Consider the following 19,184-nt stretch of genomic DNA (forward strand, 5'->3'; position numbering starts at 1 on the left):
CGTCACTAGGCCTCCACGGGCGACTTTCGATACTCAGAAGGGGTTTTCTTCGTATGCTGTTTAAAGAACGTAGTAAAATAGGCTGCCGAATTAAAGCCCGTTTCAGTAGCAATATCGGCCATGGTTCTGGTTGTTTCACGCAACAGGTATTTGGCCCGTTTCAGTCGGATATCGTTGATGTAGTCAATCACGTTCCTATCCAGTTGCGCCTGTACTTTCCGGTATAACTGCACCCGCGAAATACCCATTTCACGGCTTAATTTCTCGACACCAAAGCCAGGATCGCCCAGATTCTGTTCGATTAGCCGGGTCAATTCGTTCAGGAATTTCTTTTCTTCCCGACTTCCCCCAGCCTGGGGAACAAAATCAGAGGCAAACCGCTGTTGCCCTTTCTGCCGATTGGCCAGCAGCGTGCGGATGGTTTCGATCAGGTAGGTTGCATTGAAGGGCTTTGTCAGATACATATCGGCTCCGGCCCGAACACCCTCAATCTGGTGTTCCATCTGTTTATTCGCCGTCAGCAGGATAACCGGGATATGGGATGTGCGCAGATCCGCTTTAATTCGCTGGGTCAGCTGTAAACCATCCATACCAGACAACATCACATCGCTGATAATCAGGTCGGGAATTATCTCCAGGGCCCGTTCCCAACCTTTTTCGGCTGTACTATCGGCAATCACATCGAACTCATTTCCCAGCCGTGTTGTCAGAAACGTCCGCAGATCGTCGTTATCTTCGATCACAAGCAGCGTTCCCGTTTGTTTCGACCCAGCAAGGGAAGCGGGCTGTAATGCCTCATCAACATCTTCCTCAACGGGCAAACGAGGCAACGTGCGCTGGCTGCTCGTAGGTACGATTTCGTCGGGCTGGAGATGACTGTTGCCCAAGGGAAGCAAAATCGTAAACGTTGTTCCTTCACCCTGCACCGACTCCACACTGATGTCGCCCCGATGCAGTTGAATAAACTCCATCGACAACGCCAGACCGATCCCCTTGGATAGACTAAACGGCTGGCTACCACTATAGAACAGATCAAACGCATGGTCACGCTCCTCGGGCGACATTCCCTGTCCATTGTCCTCTATCTGGATACGTACCTGATCGGCTAACAGCTCCAGCCGAACGTGTATCAATCCTCCTTTAGGTGTGTATTTGAACGCATTCGACAGCAGGTTAAACAGCACCTTGTCCAGTTTTTCGGCATCGAACCAACTGGGCAGTTTACTCAGGCTGGTTATCAGTTGCAGGTCGATTCGCTGCTTCTCGGCTTTCCGCCGAAAGTCGAATACAATGTCGCGCACAAACGCAATCAGATCCTGCTCGCTGGCTCTCAGGTGCTGTTTACCCACATCCGATTTCCGCAGATCGAGCATCTGATCGACCAGCCGGAGCAGCCTATACGCATTTTTCTGCACCAGCGACAGCCCGTTTTTTAGCTCATGAGGAGCCACCGTTTTTTTGCCAAGTAAGTCTTCCGTTGGGGTCAGAATCAGACTCAGCGGGGTGTTAAACTCATGGGAGATGTAGGAATAAAAGCGCAGTTTTTCTTCGGTAGCCAGCCGTGCCTGTTGCGATACCCGTTCGATTTCGTCTTTCTGATCGAGTATTTCCTGATTTTGCTTTTCCAGTGTCTGATACGCAGTCTGCTTGGATCGGTACAAATACAGCGCCCATCCTCCGAGCAGCAGCGCCACAAGCAGTATCGCCAGAATCAGATACAACGTGTTCTTCTGCGAGGTGTATGTTTGTGTTAACGCATCGATCCGATGACTCTGTTTCTCAATATCGGCCTGTTGCGCCAGCAATTTATCGCTCTGGGCTTTCAACGCGTACACATTCGATGCATCGACCTGGATGGAGTTTAAGATCTGTTCCCGATTGACCGATTTACCATCCAGAATCCGAACGGCCGTTTTGATCGCTTCTTCGCCACCCGTTGGATATAAAAAGCTAGCCTTCAGAACCCCATCCGTCACGGCCTGCATTCCAGCACTCGGCCCAGGCAAGGCATCGATACCCACAAAGTTTAGTTGTTTCTGCAATCCGGCTTTTCGGTAAATGTCGTAAGCGCCCATCGCCATCACATCATTATGCGCCAAAAGCAGATCCACGTTTTTTAGCCCATCCAATTCCGAAGCAATCACCCGTCGAACGGTATCACGCTCCCACTGACCATTCAACTCTTTGACAACCTCAATACCGGGGTATTTCGTCAAAATCTCCTGTAAGCCTTTATGCCGTTCCTGGGCGGGCGACGAACTGGGTAAACCCCATACCTCAACGATACGTCCTTTCCCATTCAACTGATTGGCAATGAACGTACCCGCCATTCGCCCCAATTGCAGATTGTCGCCACCGATGTAGGCATTGTACGACTCAGAGTCAATCTTACGATCCAACAGAATAACGGGAATACCTCGTTTGAAAACCGCTTCGATAACCTTGGTAAAAGGCTTGCTTTCGTTGGGTGAGATAATCAGCAAGTCGATTCCGCGCTCGACCAGCGATTGCACCTGGCTGATTTGCCGACTGGTGCTATTGCCCGCGTCTTCGTAGAGTAACGTGTAGTTCGGATGGAATCCCAGCTCCCGCTTCATATCGGTCAGCATGGTTTTCCGCCACTCATCGCCCCCGGTACACTGCGAAAAGCCAATCCGGTAGGTGCGCGTTTCGGGTTTCGACTGACATCCACTGCTGAAAAGCGCGGTCATGAAAATCAGTAGCCCAACCAACAGCCTCATCGGCACACGATTGCCCGTCGCAGACGCACAACAATTGGCAGACCACCAGGGAGAATCATGCATAAGGAAACACTTTACGGTACTGACCAAATATAATGTATAAGAATTTGAATGCAAAAGGCGAAACATACCCACGCTCGATAGGCTACGCTCCACTGACCTTCTGCCAGGATGCGATCCGGCATTAAAAAATTTTAATGCCCTGGCTATTATTTATTGTACTTTTGAAAACAGCCTTTCGTGAACCGGATAGCCCGTATAACGTATCAAATACCCGTCCACCTTCTTATTCGAGTCGCGAAAATACCATCTTAAACCCTTGATAATAAGCCCAATAACCGTATTTAGTTATGCAACAAAAGATTCGCCGGGAAGACGCCCTCGCCTACCATGCCAAAGGGCGGCCGGGTAAGCTTGAAGTTATTCCGACCAAAGAATACAGCACCCAGACCGATTTGTCGCTGGCCTATTCACCAGGTGTAGCCGAGCCTTGTCTGGCCATCGCCGAAAACCGCGAAGACGTTTATAAATACACCGCCAAAGGCAATCTGGTGGCCGTTATCAGCAACGGAACCGCCGTACTGGGTCTGGGCGATATTGGTCCCGAAGCCAGCAAACCCGTTATGGAAGGAAAGGGGCTACTGTTTAAAATCTATGCCGACATCGATGTGTTCGATATTGAGCTGGACACCAAAAACGTCGATGAGTTTGTACGAATGGTGAAAATTCTGGAACCGACCTTCGGCGGAGTCAATCTGGAAGACATTAAAGCCCCGGAATGTTTCGCCATCGAAGAGCGGCTCAAAGCCGAGCTGAACATCCCGATTATGCACGACGACCAGCACGGAACAGCCATTATCTCGGCGGCTGCCCTGCTGAATGCCCTGGAATTAGTTGGCAAACGGATCGACGAGGCTAAAATTCTGGTCAATGGAGCGGGAGCCTCGGCTATTTCGTGTACCAAGCTATACATCGCACTCGGTGCCAAGGTCGAAAATGTGGTCATGTGCGACAGCAAAGGCGTTATTCGGGCCGACCGTACCGACCTCGATGAGCGCAAAAGCCTGTTTGCTACCACCCGCGATCTGCACACCCTCGAAGAAGCCTTCGTAGGAGCTGACGTGTTTATCGGTTTATCGAAAGGCAACACGGTTAGTCAGGATATGGTACGCTCGATGGCATCCGATCCGATTGTGTTTGCGATGGCTAACCCAACGCCCGAAATTAGTTACGAGGAGGCACTGGCCGCCCGACCCGATGTAATTATGGCGACTGGGCGCTCCGATTATCCCAATCAGGTCAACAACGTGTTGGGGTTCCCATACATTTTCCGAGGTGCGCTCGACGTGCGCGCTACCGAAATCAACGAAGCCATGAAATTAGCGGCTGTTCATGCGCTGGCCGATATGGCGAAAAAGCCCGTTCCTGACCTGGTCAACATGGCTTATGGCACCGACAATCTGATGTTTGGCCGTGGGTATATCATCCCCAAGCCCGTCGATCCGCGTCTGCTCGAAACTGTGGCACCGGCCGTAGCCAAAGCTGCTATGGAGTCGGGGGTTGCCAAAGAACCTATTACAGACTGGGAAGCCTATGGTAGTCAACTCGCCCGGCGGCTGGGCCAGGATACGCGCATATCCAGGGTCATCAACAATAAAGCGCGTACCAACCCAAAGCGGGTTGTTTTTGCCGATGCCGAAAACCTGAAAGTACTGAAAGCCGCTCAGCAAGTGAAAGATGGTGGCATTGCGTATCCTATTTTACTGGGTGAAAAAGCGGTTATTGAGGAGATGATCGCCCAAAATCATCTGGACCTGGGCGATGTACCCATTATTACCCCCCGCAAAGAACAGGAACTGGTCGAGCAATTTGGCGATCTGCTTTATAAAAAGCGCCACCGGAAAGGCCTTACGGCTGTCGATGCCCGCAAACGCATGCTGTCGCGAACCCATTTTGGGGCCATGATGGTCGAAACGGGGCAAGCCGACGCACTAATTTCGGGGCTTACGCACAACTACCCCGATACTATTCGTCCGGCGCTGCAAGTGATCGGGAAAGAGCCAGGTGTCCGGAAGGTAGCGGGTATGTACATTCTGCTGACGAATCGGGGGCCGTTGTTCTTCTCCGATACAACGGTGAATATGAATCCCACCGCCGAAGAAATCGTGGAAATTACTGAACTAACGGCGCGGGCTGTAGAGCGATTCAATATCAAACCCCGCATTGCGCTGGTTACCTATGCTAATTTCGGTAGTGCCAAAGGCGAAGATGCCGATAAAATGCAACTAGCAGCCGATATGCTCCACCGCAAACACCCCGACATGGTTGTGGATGGAGCGATGCAGGCGCACCTGGCTTTTAACGTCGATCTGCTTCGGCAAAACTACCCACTCAGCAAGCTGGTCGATGAAGGGGCTAACACCCTGATTTTCCCGAACCTGTCGGCTGCCAATATTGCTTACAACCTGATGCGCGAAGCCGCCGGGCCACGTTCTGTTGGTTTCGATGCAATTGGCCCTATTCTGCTTGGAATGCGCAAACCTGTGTATGTACTGCAATTGGGTTCGTCGGAGCGGGAAATCGCCAATATGGTCGCCATTGCCGTCGTCGAAGCACAGAGCATTAGCTGACTTTCATACCTATCCCCCCTCCCGAAACGAGTTCATTTTTGGGAGGGGTTCTTTTTAACTTGAGGTAAACCAGACGAACTTATGTATAAGCTCTTACAACCCCTGCTCGTTCGCAAACTGAATGAGCTCGGCTACATTCGTAATATCGAGCTTATAATAGATGTTCTTTCGGTGCGTCTTTACCGTGTCTTCGGCTAAAAAGAGCCGCCGGGCAATATCGGGAGTTGCCAGCCCCTGTTTGATCAGAACGATAATTTCCAGTTCTCTGGGCGATAGTTTAAAACGCCGGATAAATTCGTCTTCCTGGTGTGGACTGGCCACTTTCAGCTTCGGATCGAAGTAGGTCATTCCGTTGCTAACCTGATGCAAACAGTGCACAAGTTCTTGCTGCGAGGCACTCTTTAGCAAATAACCAGATATACCAATTTCCTGTAGTTCATCGACAAACTTCTGGTAGCTGTACATGGAAATGATTACAATCCGAACCGAGGGAAACTCGCGAACGATCTGCCGGGAAAGGTCGATTCCATTGCGATTAGGCAGGTTTATATCCATCAGAACGATGGCCGGGTTTAACTTGTGGATGGCCGGGATCACATCATTACCCTGGTAAACCTGCCCTACTACCCTGAACAGGGAGCCTTCAAACGTCAGCAAAGTTCGTAGCCCTTCATTGAATAGCTGATGGTCGTCAGCAATCAGAATCGTACTAAACTGAACATCTGGAAGCATACAAAACACGCATCAAAGTAGAATATCCAGCGTAACAGTCGTTCCCCGCTCACCGGAATCTATTTGTAATTTCGATTTCAGGTAAGCCACGCGGGAGCGAATATTTCGCAATCCAATGCCAGGTTCCCCACCCGATGTGCCAGCCGGATAGCCCCGCCCATCGTCTTCGACGGATAAAAATACGTGTTTCGGGTAAAAAATCAATTGAACCGTAATATTCCGCGCTTTAGCGTGCTTGATGGCGTTATTGATCAGTTCAACAGCAATACGATAAATGGTTAACTCGGCTTCGTTGCCCAACGAACGTTCTTCTCCGTACTTGATAAACAGAAAACGAATATCAGACCGGGTCTCAACCCGCCGAATAATTTCCTGAATAGACTCAGCCAGGCCAAGCCTACTGAACTCGGGTGGCATCAGGTGATGGGAGATGTGGCGTAGATCGACGATGGCTTTATCCATTAACCGAACCGGCGTTGCCAAACTCCCTGAGGGTTCATGGATCGACTGTAACTGCCCTTTGATAACCGACAAGGTGGCCCCTAAATCATCGTGAAGATCCGCAGCCAGACGCTGACGTTCTTCTTCCTGGGCTTGCAACACCCGTTTTAACTCCTGACGTTGCCGACGGAGCCTCGTCTGGGTGTAGATCCGTATAGCCAGTAATACCAGCAGCAGCAACCCAATAGTGGCTACTAACCGAAACCAGGTAGTTTGCCACCAGGGTGGGTGAATGATTATCTTGATAAACGTTCCCTTCTGATTCCATACACCATCGTTGTTCGACCCTTTGACCTGAAATGTATAGGTGCCTGGTTCCAGATTGGTGTAACTAATGTATCGCCTTCCTTCACTGTAAATCCATTGTCGGTCCAATCCTACCAACTGATACGCATACTGGTTTTTAGCCGGATTGGTATAATCCAGCGCGGCAAATTCAAACGAAAGAAAATTCTCGTTGTAATCAAGCTCAATTATTGACCTTCGTTCGGCTCCAGACAACGGATTGTCGAAGAGTTTTATCTGCGTAATAACAATCGGAGGAATGTGCGTATTGCTGGTCAGTTTTCGGGGATCGAAGGCCGTAAACCCATCGTCGCCCCCAAAATAGAGCATCCCATCCTTGCCTTTACAATGCGGCCGTCGGAAGGCGTTGTTTTGTACTCCATCGTTCACTTCGTAGTTACGGAATGTTCGGGTTTTATACGAAAACCGCGACAGCCCTTTATACGTCCCCAGCCATAATTGTCCCTCATCATCTTCATCAATGGAAAAAACAGAATTATCGGCCAGGCCATCGGCTTTGGTAAATACCTGAAACGTCTCCGTTGCATAGTCAAATCGACACAGCCCTCCGCCTATGGTTCCAAACCACAGGTTACCTTTTGAATCCTGAAAAATACTCGACACACCATCGGATGAAATCGTACCTGGTTTAAGTCGATTGGGACGATAATGCGTAAAGCGACCTGTTTTCCGATCCAGTCGATTCAAGGCCCGGCTGTCTGTACCAATCCAGATGTTTCCCCGGTTATCTTCCAGGAGAGCCATCGCATACGCTTCGCTGATGCCGGTCGTATCTTTCGGATTGTAGGCATAATGAACAACCTGCCCCGTCTTCGGATTAAATACCTTGACACCATTCGTAGTCCCTAGCCACAATAAGCCCTGCCGATCCTGATACATGGTAAGGATCTGAATGTTATCTCCCAATCCCGGATAACGTAGTGGATTGCAGGTAAAGCAGTCGAATGTACCCGTTTGCCGATCAAAACGAGTAAACTCACCATTACTGGACACCCACACATTTCCTTCCCGATCTTCGAGCATGGCTTCGGCATTACGCTTCGGCAGGCTTCTGGGGTTCCCAGGTTCGTGCCGATAATGGGTAAACTCACCAGTCTGCCTGTTCATTCGATTCAGCCCATCCCCTGTCCCAACCCAAATCGTTCCGTATCGGTCCTCAACGATGAAACTGACGAATTTATAGCTTAACGAATGGGGGCGGTATGGTAGAGGACGATAAAACGCAAACGACTGGCTTCCCGTATTGGCTTTATTGATTCCTTCGCCCCAGGTGCCAACCCATAATAAACCCGATCGGTCGATAAGCACTGATCGGATATGGTCGCTGCTCAAACTAGCCGGATCAGCCGGATCGGGCAACCATTGGGTATAGTATTCTGTTTTCGGGTCGAATTTAATGAGGCCATGATCGGGCGTGCCCATCCATAGGTTCCCCTGCCGATCATCGACCATGTAGATTGGCTTCTCTGTGATAGCGGCCTTGATCGCCGAGGATGGCTCAGTGGGGTATTTATAATAAGTGAACATTCCCGTTTTGGGATCGAATCGATTCAGGCCATTATGGGCATTTACCCAAAAGCGTCCAGTACGATCTTCATAGATACGCCATACCTGATCGTGGCTCAAGCTGTGCGGATTGGCCGGATTGTGGCGGTAAGTGGTAAAGCGAACCTGTGGCGATTTACCAGCCCCAGCAGACTTCAGATTCATCCGGTGCAACCCCCGTTCGCTGCAAACCCAGATTGTTTTTCGTCTATCGCTATACACGGCTATAACAACTGGCGTCACGAGCTTGCCTTCTCTGCGTTCGGCCAGAAGGCTGGCATAGTTGATCGAAGAAAAGGTACCGCTTTTCTTATCGAACCGCCGTAGTTCATCCCGCCAGTTCGATACCCAGATACCCCCTTCCTGATCTTCTCCCATTGTAAAAATCGTGCCTTGGCTAAGGGTATGCGGATTAGGGCCATAAGCCGTGAATTTTCCAGTACGAGGGTCCAGTTTACAGAGGCCCTGTCCTGCCATACCCAGCCAGATATAGCCTTCTTTGTCTTCCATCAATTGGTATATGACATTACTCACAAGTGATGTGGTATCGCCCGGTATTTTCTGATACGTTGTAATCGTGTAGCCATCGTATTTATTAAGCCCATTGTCGGTAGCAAACCAAAGATAACCACGGCTATCCTGAAGCATGGCGTGCACAATAGGATTTGACAGGCCCTGATTGACGGACAAGTGCTCGAAACCCAGTGGTGTAGTTTGTGCCTTACACCACAAGGGGCTGCAAAGAATAACGAACAATACCAATACCCGGCTCACGGAATATTCTGTCAGTAGTTTTAAAGCCATACACCTTATGGAAACGAACATAATAGGCTATTCTTTACCAACGTCTTATTGATAAAGTACCGGCAAAAAAATAGATTACCACCCTTTCATACAGTCACGTAATAGCCTGTAAACGACTCTGATTGCAGGAAACAAATCATTTCTACTATACGATTCTAACCTTTAGTCGACTGTTTGCGGGATTATTGGCAATAGATACGAAGGTAATGTACACATCATACAGTCCAAATACCCCAAAAGGGGTATAGGCTCTTACTAAACCATAGCTGAATTTTACATCATAATTTACTGAGTCACGCAGATAGATCCTCTTACAGCCAAATGACAACACAATCTCTACTAACGTTTACATATTCAGCAACTCGGTTTTCCGATTCTATCCAATAACCATACAAGTTCCCGGTGTTGTCAGCCTTACTACCCAGCAGGGCGTTGATGTAACGATCTGTTTGTCTGTTTGATGTCGCGGCACAATTTACTACCCGCAAGCTCATCAACTCATCCGAATTGCCGTTCAATCAAGGATTTTCGCCTTGTATTGAACGGCAATTTAGTTTGCAGCCATCTTAACCAATTAACCGATTTCGAATGACTCGTTTACTGATTTTCACAACACTTATTACTCTTTTTAGTACTGCATTTCATCCTGCTTTCGATAGCATTACGGGTACCTGGAAGCGGACCGCCATGACACTGGTCGAAAGCTCCGGCAAATCGACCGACATGAACAAAATGATGGAGACCAATATGCCCTGTACCAAAGAAATGACATACACCTTCAGTGCTGATGGAACCATGAAAACCAATGTTCCGGATGCCTGTGGCGCTTTGAAAAAGACGATCGAATCGATGAATGCCAGTGGCAAATGGACCATGAGCGGCCGTAAGGTTGTGGTAACCACGACCATGAAAGACATTCCACCGGCTACCTACGACGTGGACGTAAGTGGCAGTACCATGACCTGGACGTTCAACTATGCTGATAACCCCAAGATGCCTAACCCCACTAAAGCGCAACGCATGACAATCGTTTATCAACGAATTTAGCCTTTATGCCGATGAAAAAGCCTAGAGGATGCCTGTTCAGTCTATTCATAATCCTGCTGGCATTGCTGGTTCTGGGCATCCTTTCGTTCTACGGTAGCAAGCTTTTCGATCGCTATCAGCGTCCCTGGGCTTACAATGCATCTGCCCCTCTACTGGTCGGCCGCTGGAGTGGTCAGTACGTCGACCCTGATAACATTACTAAAACCATTGAGCTTACGATAGTTGATCCTGAACCAGACGCCGAACGATGGAGTAAGGCATTATCTTTTCGCGGCCGACGAAAGGGTAGTCGTCGGACAGGCTCGTCGAAGCGTTCGTTTGATGGGCAAGCTATTGTCGTTAGTCGATTAGGGCGAGAAACGTATGAGATCAGCGGTTCGGTTGACAAAGAGGATTTTCATCAAATCAGGCTTACCTTCCATACAGAAACCAGCCGCAATTTCGACAGACCAACATTCTATCTTCTGTCCGGGCAGAATGGTCGCTGGCAAAACGACGAGCTAACCTGCACGCTTGAATTCAGCTATCGACGGAAAGATGGGTCTAGTTTCTGGAACAGTGCTGATCCTCGTTTCAGCAAACAAACGCATCTTATCCTTCATAGGGCCTCTCCCTGACATAAGGTATAAAGTGAAGGCAGATTTTTACAAACTGCCCTCACTTTAACTCTGCAAAAACGCTGTAAATTGGGTAACGTAAACAACTTCTGAAGGAACTACACCATTCTTTTACCCATGAAATAACTTCTATCTTACCATTCCTATATCCTATTCTTGACCCGATTGTTTAACCAAGTATCTATGGATAGTTCTAGCCCTTCCTACACCACAAACAAACCCATTCGTACTATTCTACGGGCCGGTGTGGTAGCCGGTGTTTTAGATGCGCTGGCCGCCATGATTATGACACTGGTTCGGGGTGGTAATGATCCGTTGATTGTCTGGAAATATGTAGCCAGTGGTGCTTTCGGCCCGAACGCATTAACCGATGGCCCATCCATGATTTTCTGGGGATTGGCTTTCCATTTTCTTATTGCCTTTTCGTTCGCTTCTCTGTTTTACGCAATTTATCCATCGTTACGCCGATTCATCGATAGCACAACCGCCATGGGGTTGTTGTACGGTATTCCGGTTTGGGTTATTATGAACCTGATCGTTATTCCGGCAAGCCGAATCAAAATGGCTCCTTTTGAGCTATCGAGAGTGACCATCGGTATGGGTATCCTGATGATCTGCGTTGGGTTACCTATTGCCTTAATTGTAAGCAAAAACTATTCAGGAAAGGCGTGAAAACGTAAGGCTGGCTGATGCAAACGAACGGATCGCATCAGCCAGCTTTACTCTCCCTTCATGTTTCCTGACCTACTCATTTCCGAATAGGTTGCTTTTGCCAGTATGTCAGGCTGCGCCAGCCCCATTCGAGTGGGCCAAATCGATAAAACTGCAACCAGATGGCACTGAAAATTAGGTTGATAACCCACACTACAGCTACTACGTAGTATAATTGGTGATACTCCAGCTTGCCGAAATACCCCAGGCCATACCCATTAAAAAACAGCGTACAACAGATGGTTTGCAGGATGTAATTACTAAAGGCCATTTGACCTACGTTGGCCAGTGCCTTCATCAGCCAGGGAACCAGCTCTGAGCGATAAATCAGTATCAGCAAACTCGCATGGCCAATTCCGGCGAGCCCCCGCTGCAAATCGTACCCTATCACCGGCGACGCCCACTGCTGTGTATAATGGACTGGATCGAGTAGTCGTTGCTGCATCAAAAACATCCCAAGGGCACTCAGGGGAAAGCCAATGCCGTAGCCACCCAACAAGGTAAGCCAGTAGGTTCGTGTGGTCAGTTTATTGGAGAAGAAACCCAATTTAAACAGGGCCATGCCCAGAAACATCATACACAGGTTATCCCAGAGGTAGAGGTACAGATACGTCGAGTGAAAGCGAATATTGTCGGGTTCCAGCGTTTTATAGACAGTACCATAACCCGAGCGCATCTTCTGATTGAATTCAGCCACCTCTTTCATGTCCGGCTTCGACTCCTTGACGATTTTCTCCCAGGTCTCCTTGTCTTTTTTCTGCTCGTCGGTCAGCTTTTTGTGTGCTTTTTCCAACACCAATACCTGTTGATACTTTTCGTACTTATTCTGGAATTCGAACTGCTGACGTTCGCGTTTTACCACATTGATCGACAGGCATATCAGCGAGCAGAGCAGTAGCTGGCGCGGAGTTAGTTTACGGAAAGGAAACAGAAATAAAGCACAGATGGCGTAATCGAATAAAATATCGCCTACCCACATCAATATGTACTCGTGGATGACACCAAACAATACCATCCACAACAGCCGCCGGTACAGGAAATCGGCAGAGCTACCCAGGTTTGTTTCTTCTTTGCGGCTGGTAAAAATGAGAATTCCGGCTCCGAACAGCATGGAAAATAAGGCCCGCATTTTCCCTTCGAACAGGATAGTAACCACCGCAAAGACAGAATAGTCGGTACTACCTGGGCGGAGTAATGGTTCACTTTCGAGCTGGAATGCGCGGCCAAAAAATGGAATATTCATCAACAAAATACCCAGTAGAGCCATGCCCCGTACAATGTCGATGGTTTTAATGCGTTCGGTCAGCGCCACTGGCCGTATGGCCGTCTGATGATCGTTTATTCCGTTAATCGGAAGCGTAGCTGTTGACTCCATGGAAGTAGGAAGATTTTAGCAGAAAGGCACCCAGAATCAGACTCACAAGCGACTGTAAATCAACTAGCTAAAAGTAACCTTTTTCCCCTCCGACACTATGGAGAATTTCGTAAACGGTTCACCTCCTCGTGAAGGCAACCCGACGGGAATCGAGCTTAAGAAAAATGAACAGCAATATGGAAAACGACCAGAGTGACGATCCTCCGTAGCTGAAAAAAGGTAGCGGAATACCAATAACCGGCATCAACCCGATGGTCATACCAATATTGACCATTACGTGAAAAAAGATAATACCCGCTACGCAATAGCCATACACCCGCGCAAACTTGGTTCGCTGTTTTTCGGCCAGAATAACAAGGCGAGTTAGCAAGGCAACAAAGAGCGAGATAACAACCAACGCCCCAATAAACCCATGTTCTTCCCCAATCGTACAGAAAATAAAATCGGTGCTTTGTTCGGGTACGAAGTCGAATTTGGTTTGGGTCCCTTCCAGAAATCCTTTCCCTTGTAGCCGCCCGGAACCAATGGCAATTTTAGCTTGGGTTACGTTCCAGCCTACGCCCAGCGGGTCGATGGTAGGATCGACAAGCACTTTAATCCGGTTACGCTGGTGCTTTTGGAGCACATTATTTACAAAAAAATCAACCCCCGTCACGAAGATTATCATTCCGATCCCAACCACGCCTATCGCGAGCAGATTAGCGACTGTTCGATTGTAACGTGGCATTAGCAGAATAACCAATACAGCCAATACGCCAATACCGATAAAAATATAGAGCTTGGGAAATATGAGTGCAAGGATAAACAAAGCTACGGCGCTCAGCCCAACTGCTGGCATCCAGCTAGGCAGCCCCTCCCGATACAGCATGATAGCAAACGAGGCAAATACAAGCGTTGAGCCCGTTTCGTTGGAGGCAATAATCAGCAAACAAGGCAGGATAATAATGCCCGCTACATAGAGCAAGTCCTTCTGTTTGCTCAGGTTGATTCCCGGCACATCGAGGTATTTTGCCAGGGCCAGAGCCGTTGCCACTTTCGTAAACTCGGCAGGCTGAATCTGAAACGAGCCAAACTTGAACCAAGAGCGCGATCCGTTGATGTTGCTTCCGGCCACAAGCACCAGAATCAGCATCAGAATCATGAACCCGTAAAAGACAAAAGCAAACGTATCGAAGAACGTATGATTTACGACCAGAATACAGATAATCAGAATCACCGTTGTTCCAATCCACATCAGCTGTTTTCCGGCATTGGTCGACATATCGAACGGACTTGTATGAGACTCTGGGGTGTATACAGCGGCATACACATTGAGCCACCCCAGCGTTACGAGGCATAAGTAAAGCAGCAGCGTAAGCCAGTCAATATTTTGCGAAAAGGGGTCGTTTTGACGAGCCAATGTTTAACTTGGTTTACAGTATATGGTATACGGCTCACAATGGGCTAACGTACGTAATTACTTACGGACGCGGTCGCCTGCGGCAAGCTGAAAACCATAAACCTGGTTAATTTCCTGATGCTCCGGTTACCGTAACGACTTTTGGTTTGGTAGCCGTCATCATCGGTTTCGGAGCTGATGGTTTCTGGGTAGTGTCTTTATCCTTCTTCGGAGTTGTTGGTTTCCTGGCATCGAAGAGGAACTGAGCAGGCGGCATGTAATTCGACGCTTTCACCTGTGCATCCAAAACGGTAGCTTCGGTCTTACGCTTCAGGTATCGTTCGGCCACCAGGGCGGCTACCGAGGCTGCGGCTTTTCCGCCCCAGCCAGCATTTTCTACGAATACAGCTACCGCAATTTTAGGATCGTTCATCGGTGCAAAGCCGATAAAGATCGAGTGGTCGTATTTATGACCAAACTTGGCATTCTGAGCCGTTCCTGTTTTGCCGCATAAGTCGATACCCGCGATATTGGCCAGTGGAGTTACAGTACCGTGCGCTACGGCCCCCCGCATCCCGTCGATAACTGGCAGGTAATACTTATAGTCGATATCGGTCTGGTGCTTCACACTGTACTCAGTCGGGACGCCTACACCCACTTTGCCAAAGCCCTTGATGTAGTGTGGTGTAATATACCATCCCCGGTTCGCAATAGTAGCTGCCAGATTCACCAATTTCATAGGCGTAATCAGCAGCTCACCTTCGCCAATACTGAGCGAGTACACGTTTGAAAATTTCCATCGCAACGCGCCCCGATATGCCTTGTCGTAATATTCAGGTGTGGGAAGATTTCCCTTCCGTTCGAACGGCAAATCAACGCCCAATCGATCACCGATCCCAAACTTTTCGACCATATCGTGCCATTCCCGTAAGCCAATCGCCGACGATTTAAAGACGTTATGTTCGCCGTTGTGGTAAATAAACTTGCGGAATACGTTATAAAAATATGGATTACACGAGTTCTGCACCGCTCCCCGCAGGTTATTGCCTCCCCGGCAGTGGCAACGCATGGGCGATCCTCCATGTCCATAAACGGTATTCGGAAAGAGCGTTCCCTGCTGCTGGGCAATTAAGGCCTGAATCAGCTTGAATGTCGAACCAGGTCGATAGCTGGCCGTGGCCGGTCGATTAATCAGAGGCTTATACGGATTTTTGAGTAAGGCCCGGTAGTTCTTCGAAAAAAACCGGCTCGACAGCATGTTCGGATCGTAGGTAGGCGCTGATACCGATACCAGAATTTCGCCCGTCGACGGCTCTACGGCCAACACGGCGCCGACCTTATTCTGCATCAGGCTATCGGCATATTTCTGCACCTCCACATCAATACCCGTAATCAGATTCTGACCCGCTACGGCTAATGTATCGAATTCACCATTTTTCCAGGAGCCTTTATTCACGCCATGCACATTCTGCATCATGAATTTGACCCCACGCTTACCACGTAGCTGCTCTTCATACTGCTCTTCCAAGCCATTATGACCGATGTAATCGCCCTGCCGGTAGTAGACAATATCCTGGTTATCCAGTTGCTTTTTGCTGATTTCGCTGACGTACCCCAGCGCATTGGACAGCGTATGGGCCGGATAGGTACGCATGGAACTGATGACCGGCTCAAAGCCCCGATAATCGACCAGGGCATCCTGAATACGGGCAAAATCTTCTTTAGAAAGCTGACGTAGAAACAGCGACGGTTTCACACGGGAATAGTTAACGGCCAATCCCATGATACTATCGAACTCCGGCCGGGAAATATCCATCATCCGGCAGAACGTTGCGGTGTCGGGTATGCGGACCTGTTTTGGCGTGACGTATAAATCGTAAACAGGTGTATTATAAACGATTAACTGATTATTCCGGTCGTAAATCTGCCCTCTATACGGGATCTCGACCACTCGTTTAATCGAATTCTTCGACGCCCCCAGCGAATAGGTATCGTCCAGAACCTGTAAGTAAAACAACCGGGCCAGATAAACTAAACCCACCAGGCAAAAGATGCCAATAATAACCCACCTCCGATTCTCTAACATGAGAATATACTCCGTTCAATCAAGCTATGTACGCTACACAAAGTTAGCTGATTTAATGGATAATGAATAATGCAAAATGAACAATGTAAGCCGGAGAATGTAGCCAACTAGCTAAGTCGGTCATTATCCATTTTACATTGTTCATTTTGCATTATCCATTAATTCTACCATCCCTTGGCAAAGGTGCGAATTCGGCAGAGGTACATATCAGCTGTGATATACAGTGTAGTGCCGTCGTCGCCCCAGGCACAATTGGCGGTATCGGCCCCTACTTTGATATGGCCCAGCAAATCGTACGGGCCACCCCCCTGCGTAGGCGCCATCACCAGTACGCCTTTGCCGCCCGTTACCCACAGGTTGCCGTCACGGTCGACTTTCATACCATCGAAGCCTCCTTCCAATCCTTGTTTCTTCATTTGTTCGGGTCCGAACACCATCCGGCCTTTTCCAACCGACCCATCGGCCTGTATTGGGTACGCCATCACGAGCGGACGCATGGGGTCCGACTGAGCCACATACAGAATTTTCTCATCGGGCGAAAGAGCTATCCCATTGGGTCGGCTCAAATCGCTCACAACGATAGAAACCTGCCCCGGCACACCTGCTCGCTCCGGCGCGATTCGGTACACGCCAAAGCCATCCGTTTCACGCGTAGGGTCTTTCTCTTTTTTAGGCATCCCATACGGTGGATCGGTGAAGTAATAGCTGCCATTGGAGTGAGCCACCACATCATTCGGACTATTGAACCGCTTCCCATTGTAATTATCGGCCAGTGTACGTTTTCCTCCTGGACTGCTTAGAGGCATGGCCGTTACACGCCGATCGCCATGTTCGCAAAAAATCAGACGACCTTGTTTGTCGATGGTCAGGCCATTGGAGCCTGGTTCATCGCCATAGGGAGCTACCCCCGTATAACCCGACGGTTTCATGAATGGCGTAACCCCTTCCTTGTCTGTCCATTTGTAAATGGTGTTCTGGGGAACATCCGAAAAGAGCAGATAAGCCTCATTTTTCACCCAGATAGGCCCTTCGGTCCAGACGAATCCACTGGCCAGTACGTCTATTTTTGCTTCTGCCGGAATCAGTTTATCCAGACGGGGATCTGTTTTGATAATCTGTCCAATAGTTGGGAAAGGTGCATTTTGAGCTAGAGTGAGGCCAAGGCCAGCCCACCAGCTTACTACCAGTAAAACGGTTCTTTTCATAGGGAATGTCAGGATTTAGATCAATGTACCAAGAAGCTTCGGTATCGAATGAGGAAAAGCGTGTAAGATGCGGCTTATAATGTTCCTACAAACTATACTAATGGACAAAACTACCAGAACTCAATTCACTACAGTCGACGAGTACATTGCGGCACAACCCGAATCGACCCATGCGACCTTGCAACAAATCCGGCAGATTATCCGGCAGGCCGCTCCTGATGTCGAAGAACTAATAAGCTACCAGATGCCCGGTTATCGATCGGACGGTAAACTGATCTGGTTTGCAGCTGCCAAACACCATTACGGCATCTACGTAGTACCGGCTATTTTGAATGAATTCAACGATCGGCTCAGCGCCTACACCATGACAAAATCGGCTATTCATATTCCGCTCGACGCCCCCATACCAGCCGACCTGCTCACCGAGATTGTTCGATACGGTGTTCAGAAAAATCAGGAGCAGAAATTGATAAAACAACAAGCTAAAAAACGATAAACGAATGCAGGAATTACCACTACGTATCGTTTTAGTAAACCCTCCGGCTGGTGTCGATTTTGGTTTACAACAAGGTAGCGGTCATACGTACCAGACTATCCAGACACAACGATCAACCACGCACAATTTGGTATTCTCATTTACCGTACGTGTTAAAGGTGATGCTGCTACCGACCCAGCGCCAACCTTACTCGGTCCCTTCGTGCAAGGCCCACCGAGCGGTCGTTTTGTATATCTGGACATTGGCACTGCTGCTGGTCAGGTTGATTCGGCATGGAGTCGACGCCTGAAAATCCCCTTAACGATTACCTGGCCCCTCATTGAGCAAGTTTCCACGCATCCCGAGCCGATGCTGGAAACACAGGTAGCAGGCACTGGTAAAGACGGTACACCAACCTGTGGCACCGTAAAACCATTTGCAGGCTGGCAAGTAGTCAACGGTCATTAGCAATCAAACGGTGAAACTACTTGCCGCTTCTTTAAACTTCGCTTATTTTTAAAAAAATTTAAATTCCCCTATCTTAATCGTACATGAAAAATAACAAACAGGCGACTTCGTCGGACAACGGTGCTCAATCGTCACGGCGGTCGTTTCTGAAAACGCTGGGTCTGGCAGGTACAGCCGCTGCTGCGGCCCCAGCCGCGCTGGCCGAAACCACCTCCTCCAATGCCATTGCGCCCCCCCAGTACTTAAATCTGGTGCGAAGCCACAGCAGCACAGCCGCCAATGACAAAGTCCGTATCGCCCTCATCGGTACAGGCGGCATGGGTATGGGCGACACCCAAACGGCGCTCATGGTCAATGGGGTTGAAATGGTAGCTGCCTGCGACCTTTACGACGGTCGCTTACGCCGGGCCAAAGAGTTGTGGGGCGAAAACCTTGCCGTAACCAAAGATTACCGTCAGATTCTGGAACGTACCGATGTAGACGCTATTATTAACGGTACCACCGACCACTGGCACGAAAAAATCTCGTCGGATGCCATGCGGAAAGGCAAGCACGTTTACTG

14 protein-coding genes are annotated in these 19,184 nt (G+C 49.0%); 7 read left to right on the forward strand and 7 right to left on the reverse strand.

The annotated features are described in order from the left end of the window. Positions 1–5 precede the first annotated feature (5 nt). Complete coding sequence (locus BGO59_RS00390; protein WP_293679007.1) at positions 6–2,804, reverse strand: substrate-binding domain-containing protein; 2,799 nt, start codon at positions 2,802–2,804, stop codon at positions 6–8. A 287-nt stretch (positions 2,805–3,091) separates the two neighbouring features. Between BGO59_RS00390 and BGO59_RS00395 the strand changes: the two genes are divergently transcribed. Further along, positions 3,092–5,371 (forward strand): NADP-dependent malic enzyme, encoded by a 2,280-nt coding sequence (locus BGO59_RS00395; RefSeq protein ID WP_293679009.1) that lies wholly within the window; start codon positions 3,092–3,094, stop codon positions 5,369–5,371. A 93-nt stretch (positions 5,372–5,464) separates the two neighbouring features. On the opposite strand, the gene BGO59_RS00400 is transcribed toward BGO59_RS00395, so the two are convergent. Next, a complete protein-coding gene (locus BGO59_RS00400) occupies positions 5,465–6,103 on the reverse strand; it encodes a response regulator transcription factor (RefSeq protein WP_293679011.1) in 639 nt (212 codons plus the stop codon). Positions 6,104–6,115: 12 nt separating this feature from the next. Next, positions 6,116–9,259 (reverse strand): two-component regulator propeller domain-containing protein, encoded by a 3,144-nt coding sequence (locus BGO59_RS00405; RefSeq protein ID WP_293679013.1) that lies wholly within the window; start codon positions 9,257–9,259, stop codon positions 6,116–6,118. 588 nt (positions 9,260–9,847) lie between these two features. Here BGO59_RS00405 and BGO59_RS00410 point away from each other — a divergent pair. From BGO59_RS00410 to BGO59_RS00420, 3 genes are all read left to right on the forward strand, one after another. Next, positions 9,848–10,306: a lipocalin family protein gene (locus BGO59_RS00410; protein WP_293679015.1), complete on the forward strand. Its 459-nt coding sequence runs from the start codon at positions 9,848–9,850 to the stop codon at positions 10,304–10,306. 11 nt (positions 10,307–10,317) lie between these two features. Further along, entirely contained in the window at positions 10,318–10,923 is a 606-nt protein-coding gene (locus BGO59_RS00415) for a hypothetical protein (protein ID WP_293679017.1), read from the forward strand. A 183-nt stretch (positions 10,924–11,106) separates the two neighbouring features. Continuing rightward, complete coding sequence (locus BGO59_RS00420; protein WP_293679019.1) at positions 11,107–11,595, forward strand: hypothetical protein; 489 nt, start codon at positions 11,107–11,109, stop codon at positions 11,593–11,595. Positions 11,596–11,671: 76 nt separating this feature from the next. Here the strand turns inward: BGO59_RS00420 and BGO59_RS00425 are convergent, their stop codons facing one another. From BGO59_RS00425 to BGO59_RS00440, 4 genes are all read right to left on the reverse strand, one after another. After that, positions 11,672–13,009: a DUF418 domain-containing protein gene (locus BGO59_RS00425; RefSeq protein ID WP_293679021.1), complete on the reverse strand. Its 1,338-nt coding sequence runs from the start codon at positions 13,007–13,009 to the stop codon at positions 11,672–11,674. Between the two features lie 118 nt (positions 13,010–13,127). Continuing rightward, positions 13,128–14,408 carry a rod shape-determining protein RodA gene (rodA, locus tag BGO59_RS00430; RefSeq protein WP_293679023.1) on the reverse strand — a complete coding sequence of 427 codons (1,281 nt, stop codon included), beginning with the start codon at positions 14,406–14,408 and terminating at the stop codon, positions 13,128–13,130. A 106-nt stretch (positions 14,409–14,514) separates the two neighbouring features. Further along, positions 14,515–16,473, reverse strand: coding sequence for a penicillin-binding protein 2 (locus BGO59_RS00435; RefSeq protein WP_293679024.1), 1,959 nt, complete (start codon positions 16,471–16,473; stop codon positions 14,515–14,517). Between the two features lie 164 nt (positions 16,474–16,637). Then, on the reverse strand, positions 16,638–17,678 hold the full coding sequence (locus BGO59_RS00440; RefSeq protein ID WP_293679026.1) for an SMP-30/gluconolactonase/LRE family protein: 1,041 nt from the start codon (positions 17,676–17,678) through the stop codon (positions 16,638–16,640). A gap of 100 nt (positions 17,679–17,778) precedes the next feature. On the opposite strand from BGO59_RS00440, the gene BGO59_RS00445 reads away from it, so the two are divergent. The 3 genes from BGO59_RS00445 to BGO59_RS00455 form a co-directional block, all read left to right on the forward strand. Then, entirely contained in the window at positions 17,779–18,174 is a 396-nt protein-coding gene (locus BGO59_RS00445) for an iron chaperone (RefSeq protein ID WP_293679028.1), read from the forward strand. 4 nt (positions 18,175–18,178) lie between these two features. Next, the gene (locus BGO59_RS00450; RefSeq protein ID WP_293679030.1) at positions 18,179–18,622 is read left to right on the forward strand and encodes a DUF5990 family protein; all 444 of its coding nucleotides are present in this window, start codon (positions 18,179–18,181) and stop codon (positions 18,620–18,622) included. 83 nt (positions 18,623–18,705) lie between these two features. Continuing rightward, on the forward strand, positions 18,706–19,184 hold a 479-nt coding region (locus BGO59_RS00455; RefSeq protein ID WP_293679032.1), incomplete at its 3' end, for a Gfo/Idh/MocA family oxidoreductase.

The organism is Spirosoma sp. 48-14, from assembly GCF_001898575.1.
Classification (GTDB): domain Bacteria; phylum Bacteroidota; class Bacteroidia; order Cytophagales; family Spirosomataceae; genus Spirosoma.

What these genes read in the sequence shown, in the direction of transcription:
- BGO59_RS00415 (WP_293679017.1), top strand. Translation starts at nt 10,318, where the DNA reads ATGAAAAAGCCTAGAGGATGCCTGTTCAGTCTATTCATAATCCTGCTG.
- BGO59_RS00435 (WP_293679024.1), bottom strand. Translation starts at nt 16,473, where the DNA reads ATGTTAGAGAATCGGAGGTGGGTTATTATTGGCATCTTTTGCCTGGTG.
- BGO59_RS00395 (WP_293679009.1), top strand. Translation starts at nt 3,092, where the DNA reads ATGCAACAAAAGATTCGCCGGGAAGACGCCCTCGCCTACCATGCCAAA.
- BGO59_RS00405 (WP_293679013.1), bottom strand. Translation starts at nt 9,259, where the DNA reads ATGGCTTTAAAACTACTGACAGAATATTCCGTGAGCCGGGTATTGGTA.
- BGO59_RS00450 (WP_293679030.1), top strand. Translation starts at nt 18,179, where the DNA reads ATGCAGGAATTACCACTACGTATCGTTTTAGTAAACCCTCCGGCTGGT.
- BGO59_RS00440 (WP_293679026.1), bottom strand. Translation starts at nt 17,678, where the DNA reads ATGAAAAGAACCGTTTTACTGGTAGTAAGCTGGTGGGCTGGCCTTGGC.
- BGO59_RS00420 (WP_293679019.1), top strand. Translation starts at nt 11,107, where the DNA reads ATGGATAGTTCTAGCCCTTCCTACACCACAAACAAACCCATTCGTACT.
- BGO59_RS00390 (WP_293679007.1), bottom strand. Translation starts at nt 2,804, where the DNA reads ATGCATGATTCTCCCTGGTGGTCTGCCAATTGTTGTGCGTCTGCGACG.
- BGO59_RS00410 (WP_293679015.1), top strand. Translation starts at nt 9,848, where the DNA reads ATGACTCGTTTACTGATTTTCACAACACTTATTACTCTTTTTAGTACT.
- BGO59_RS00400 (WP_293679011.1), bottom strand. Translation starts at nt 6,103, where the DNA reads ATGCTTCCAGATGTTCAGTTTAGTACGATTCTGATTGCTGACGACCAT.
- BGO59_RS00445 (WP_293679028.1), top strand. Translation starts at nt 17,779, where the DNA reads ATGGACAAAACTACCAGAACTCAATTCACTACAGTCGACGAGTACATT.
- BGO59_RS00425 (WP_293679021.1), bottom strand. Translation starts at nt 13,009, where the DNA reads ATGGAGTCAACAGCTACGCTTCCGATTAACGGAATAAACGATCATCAG.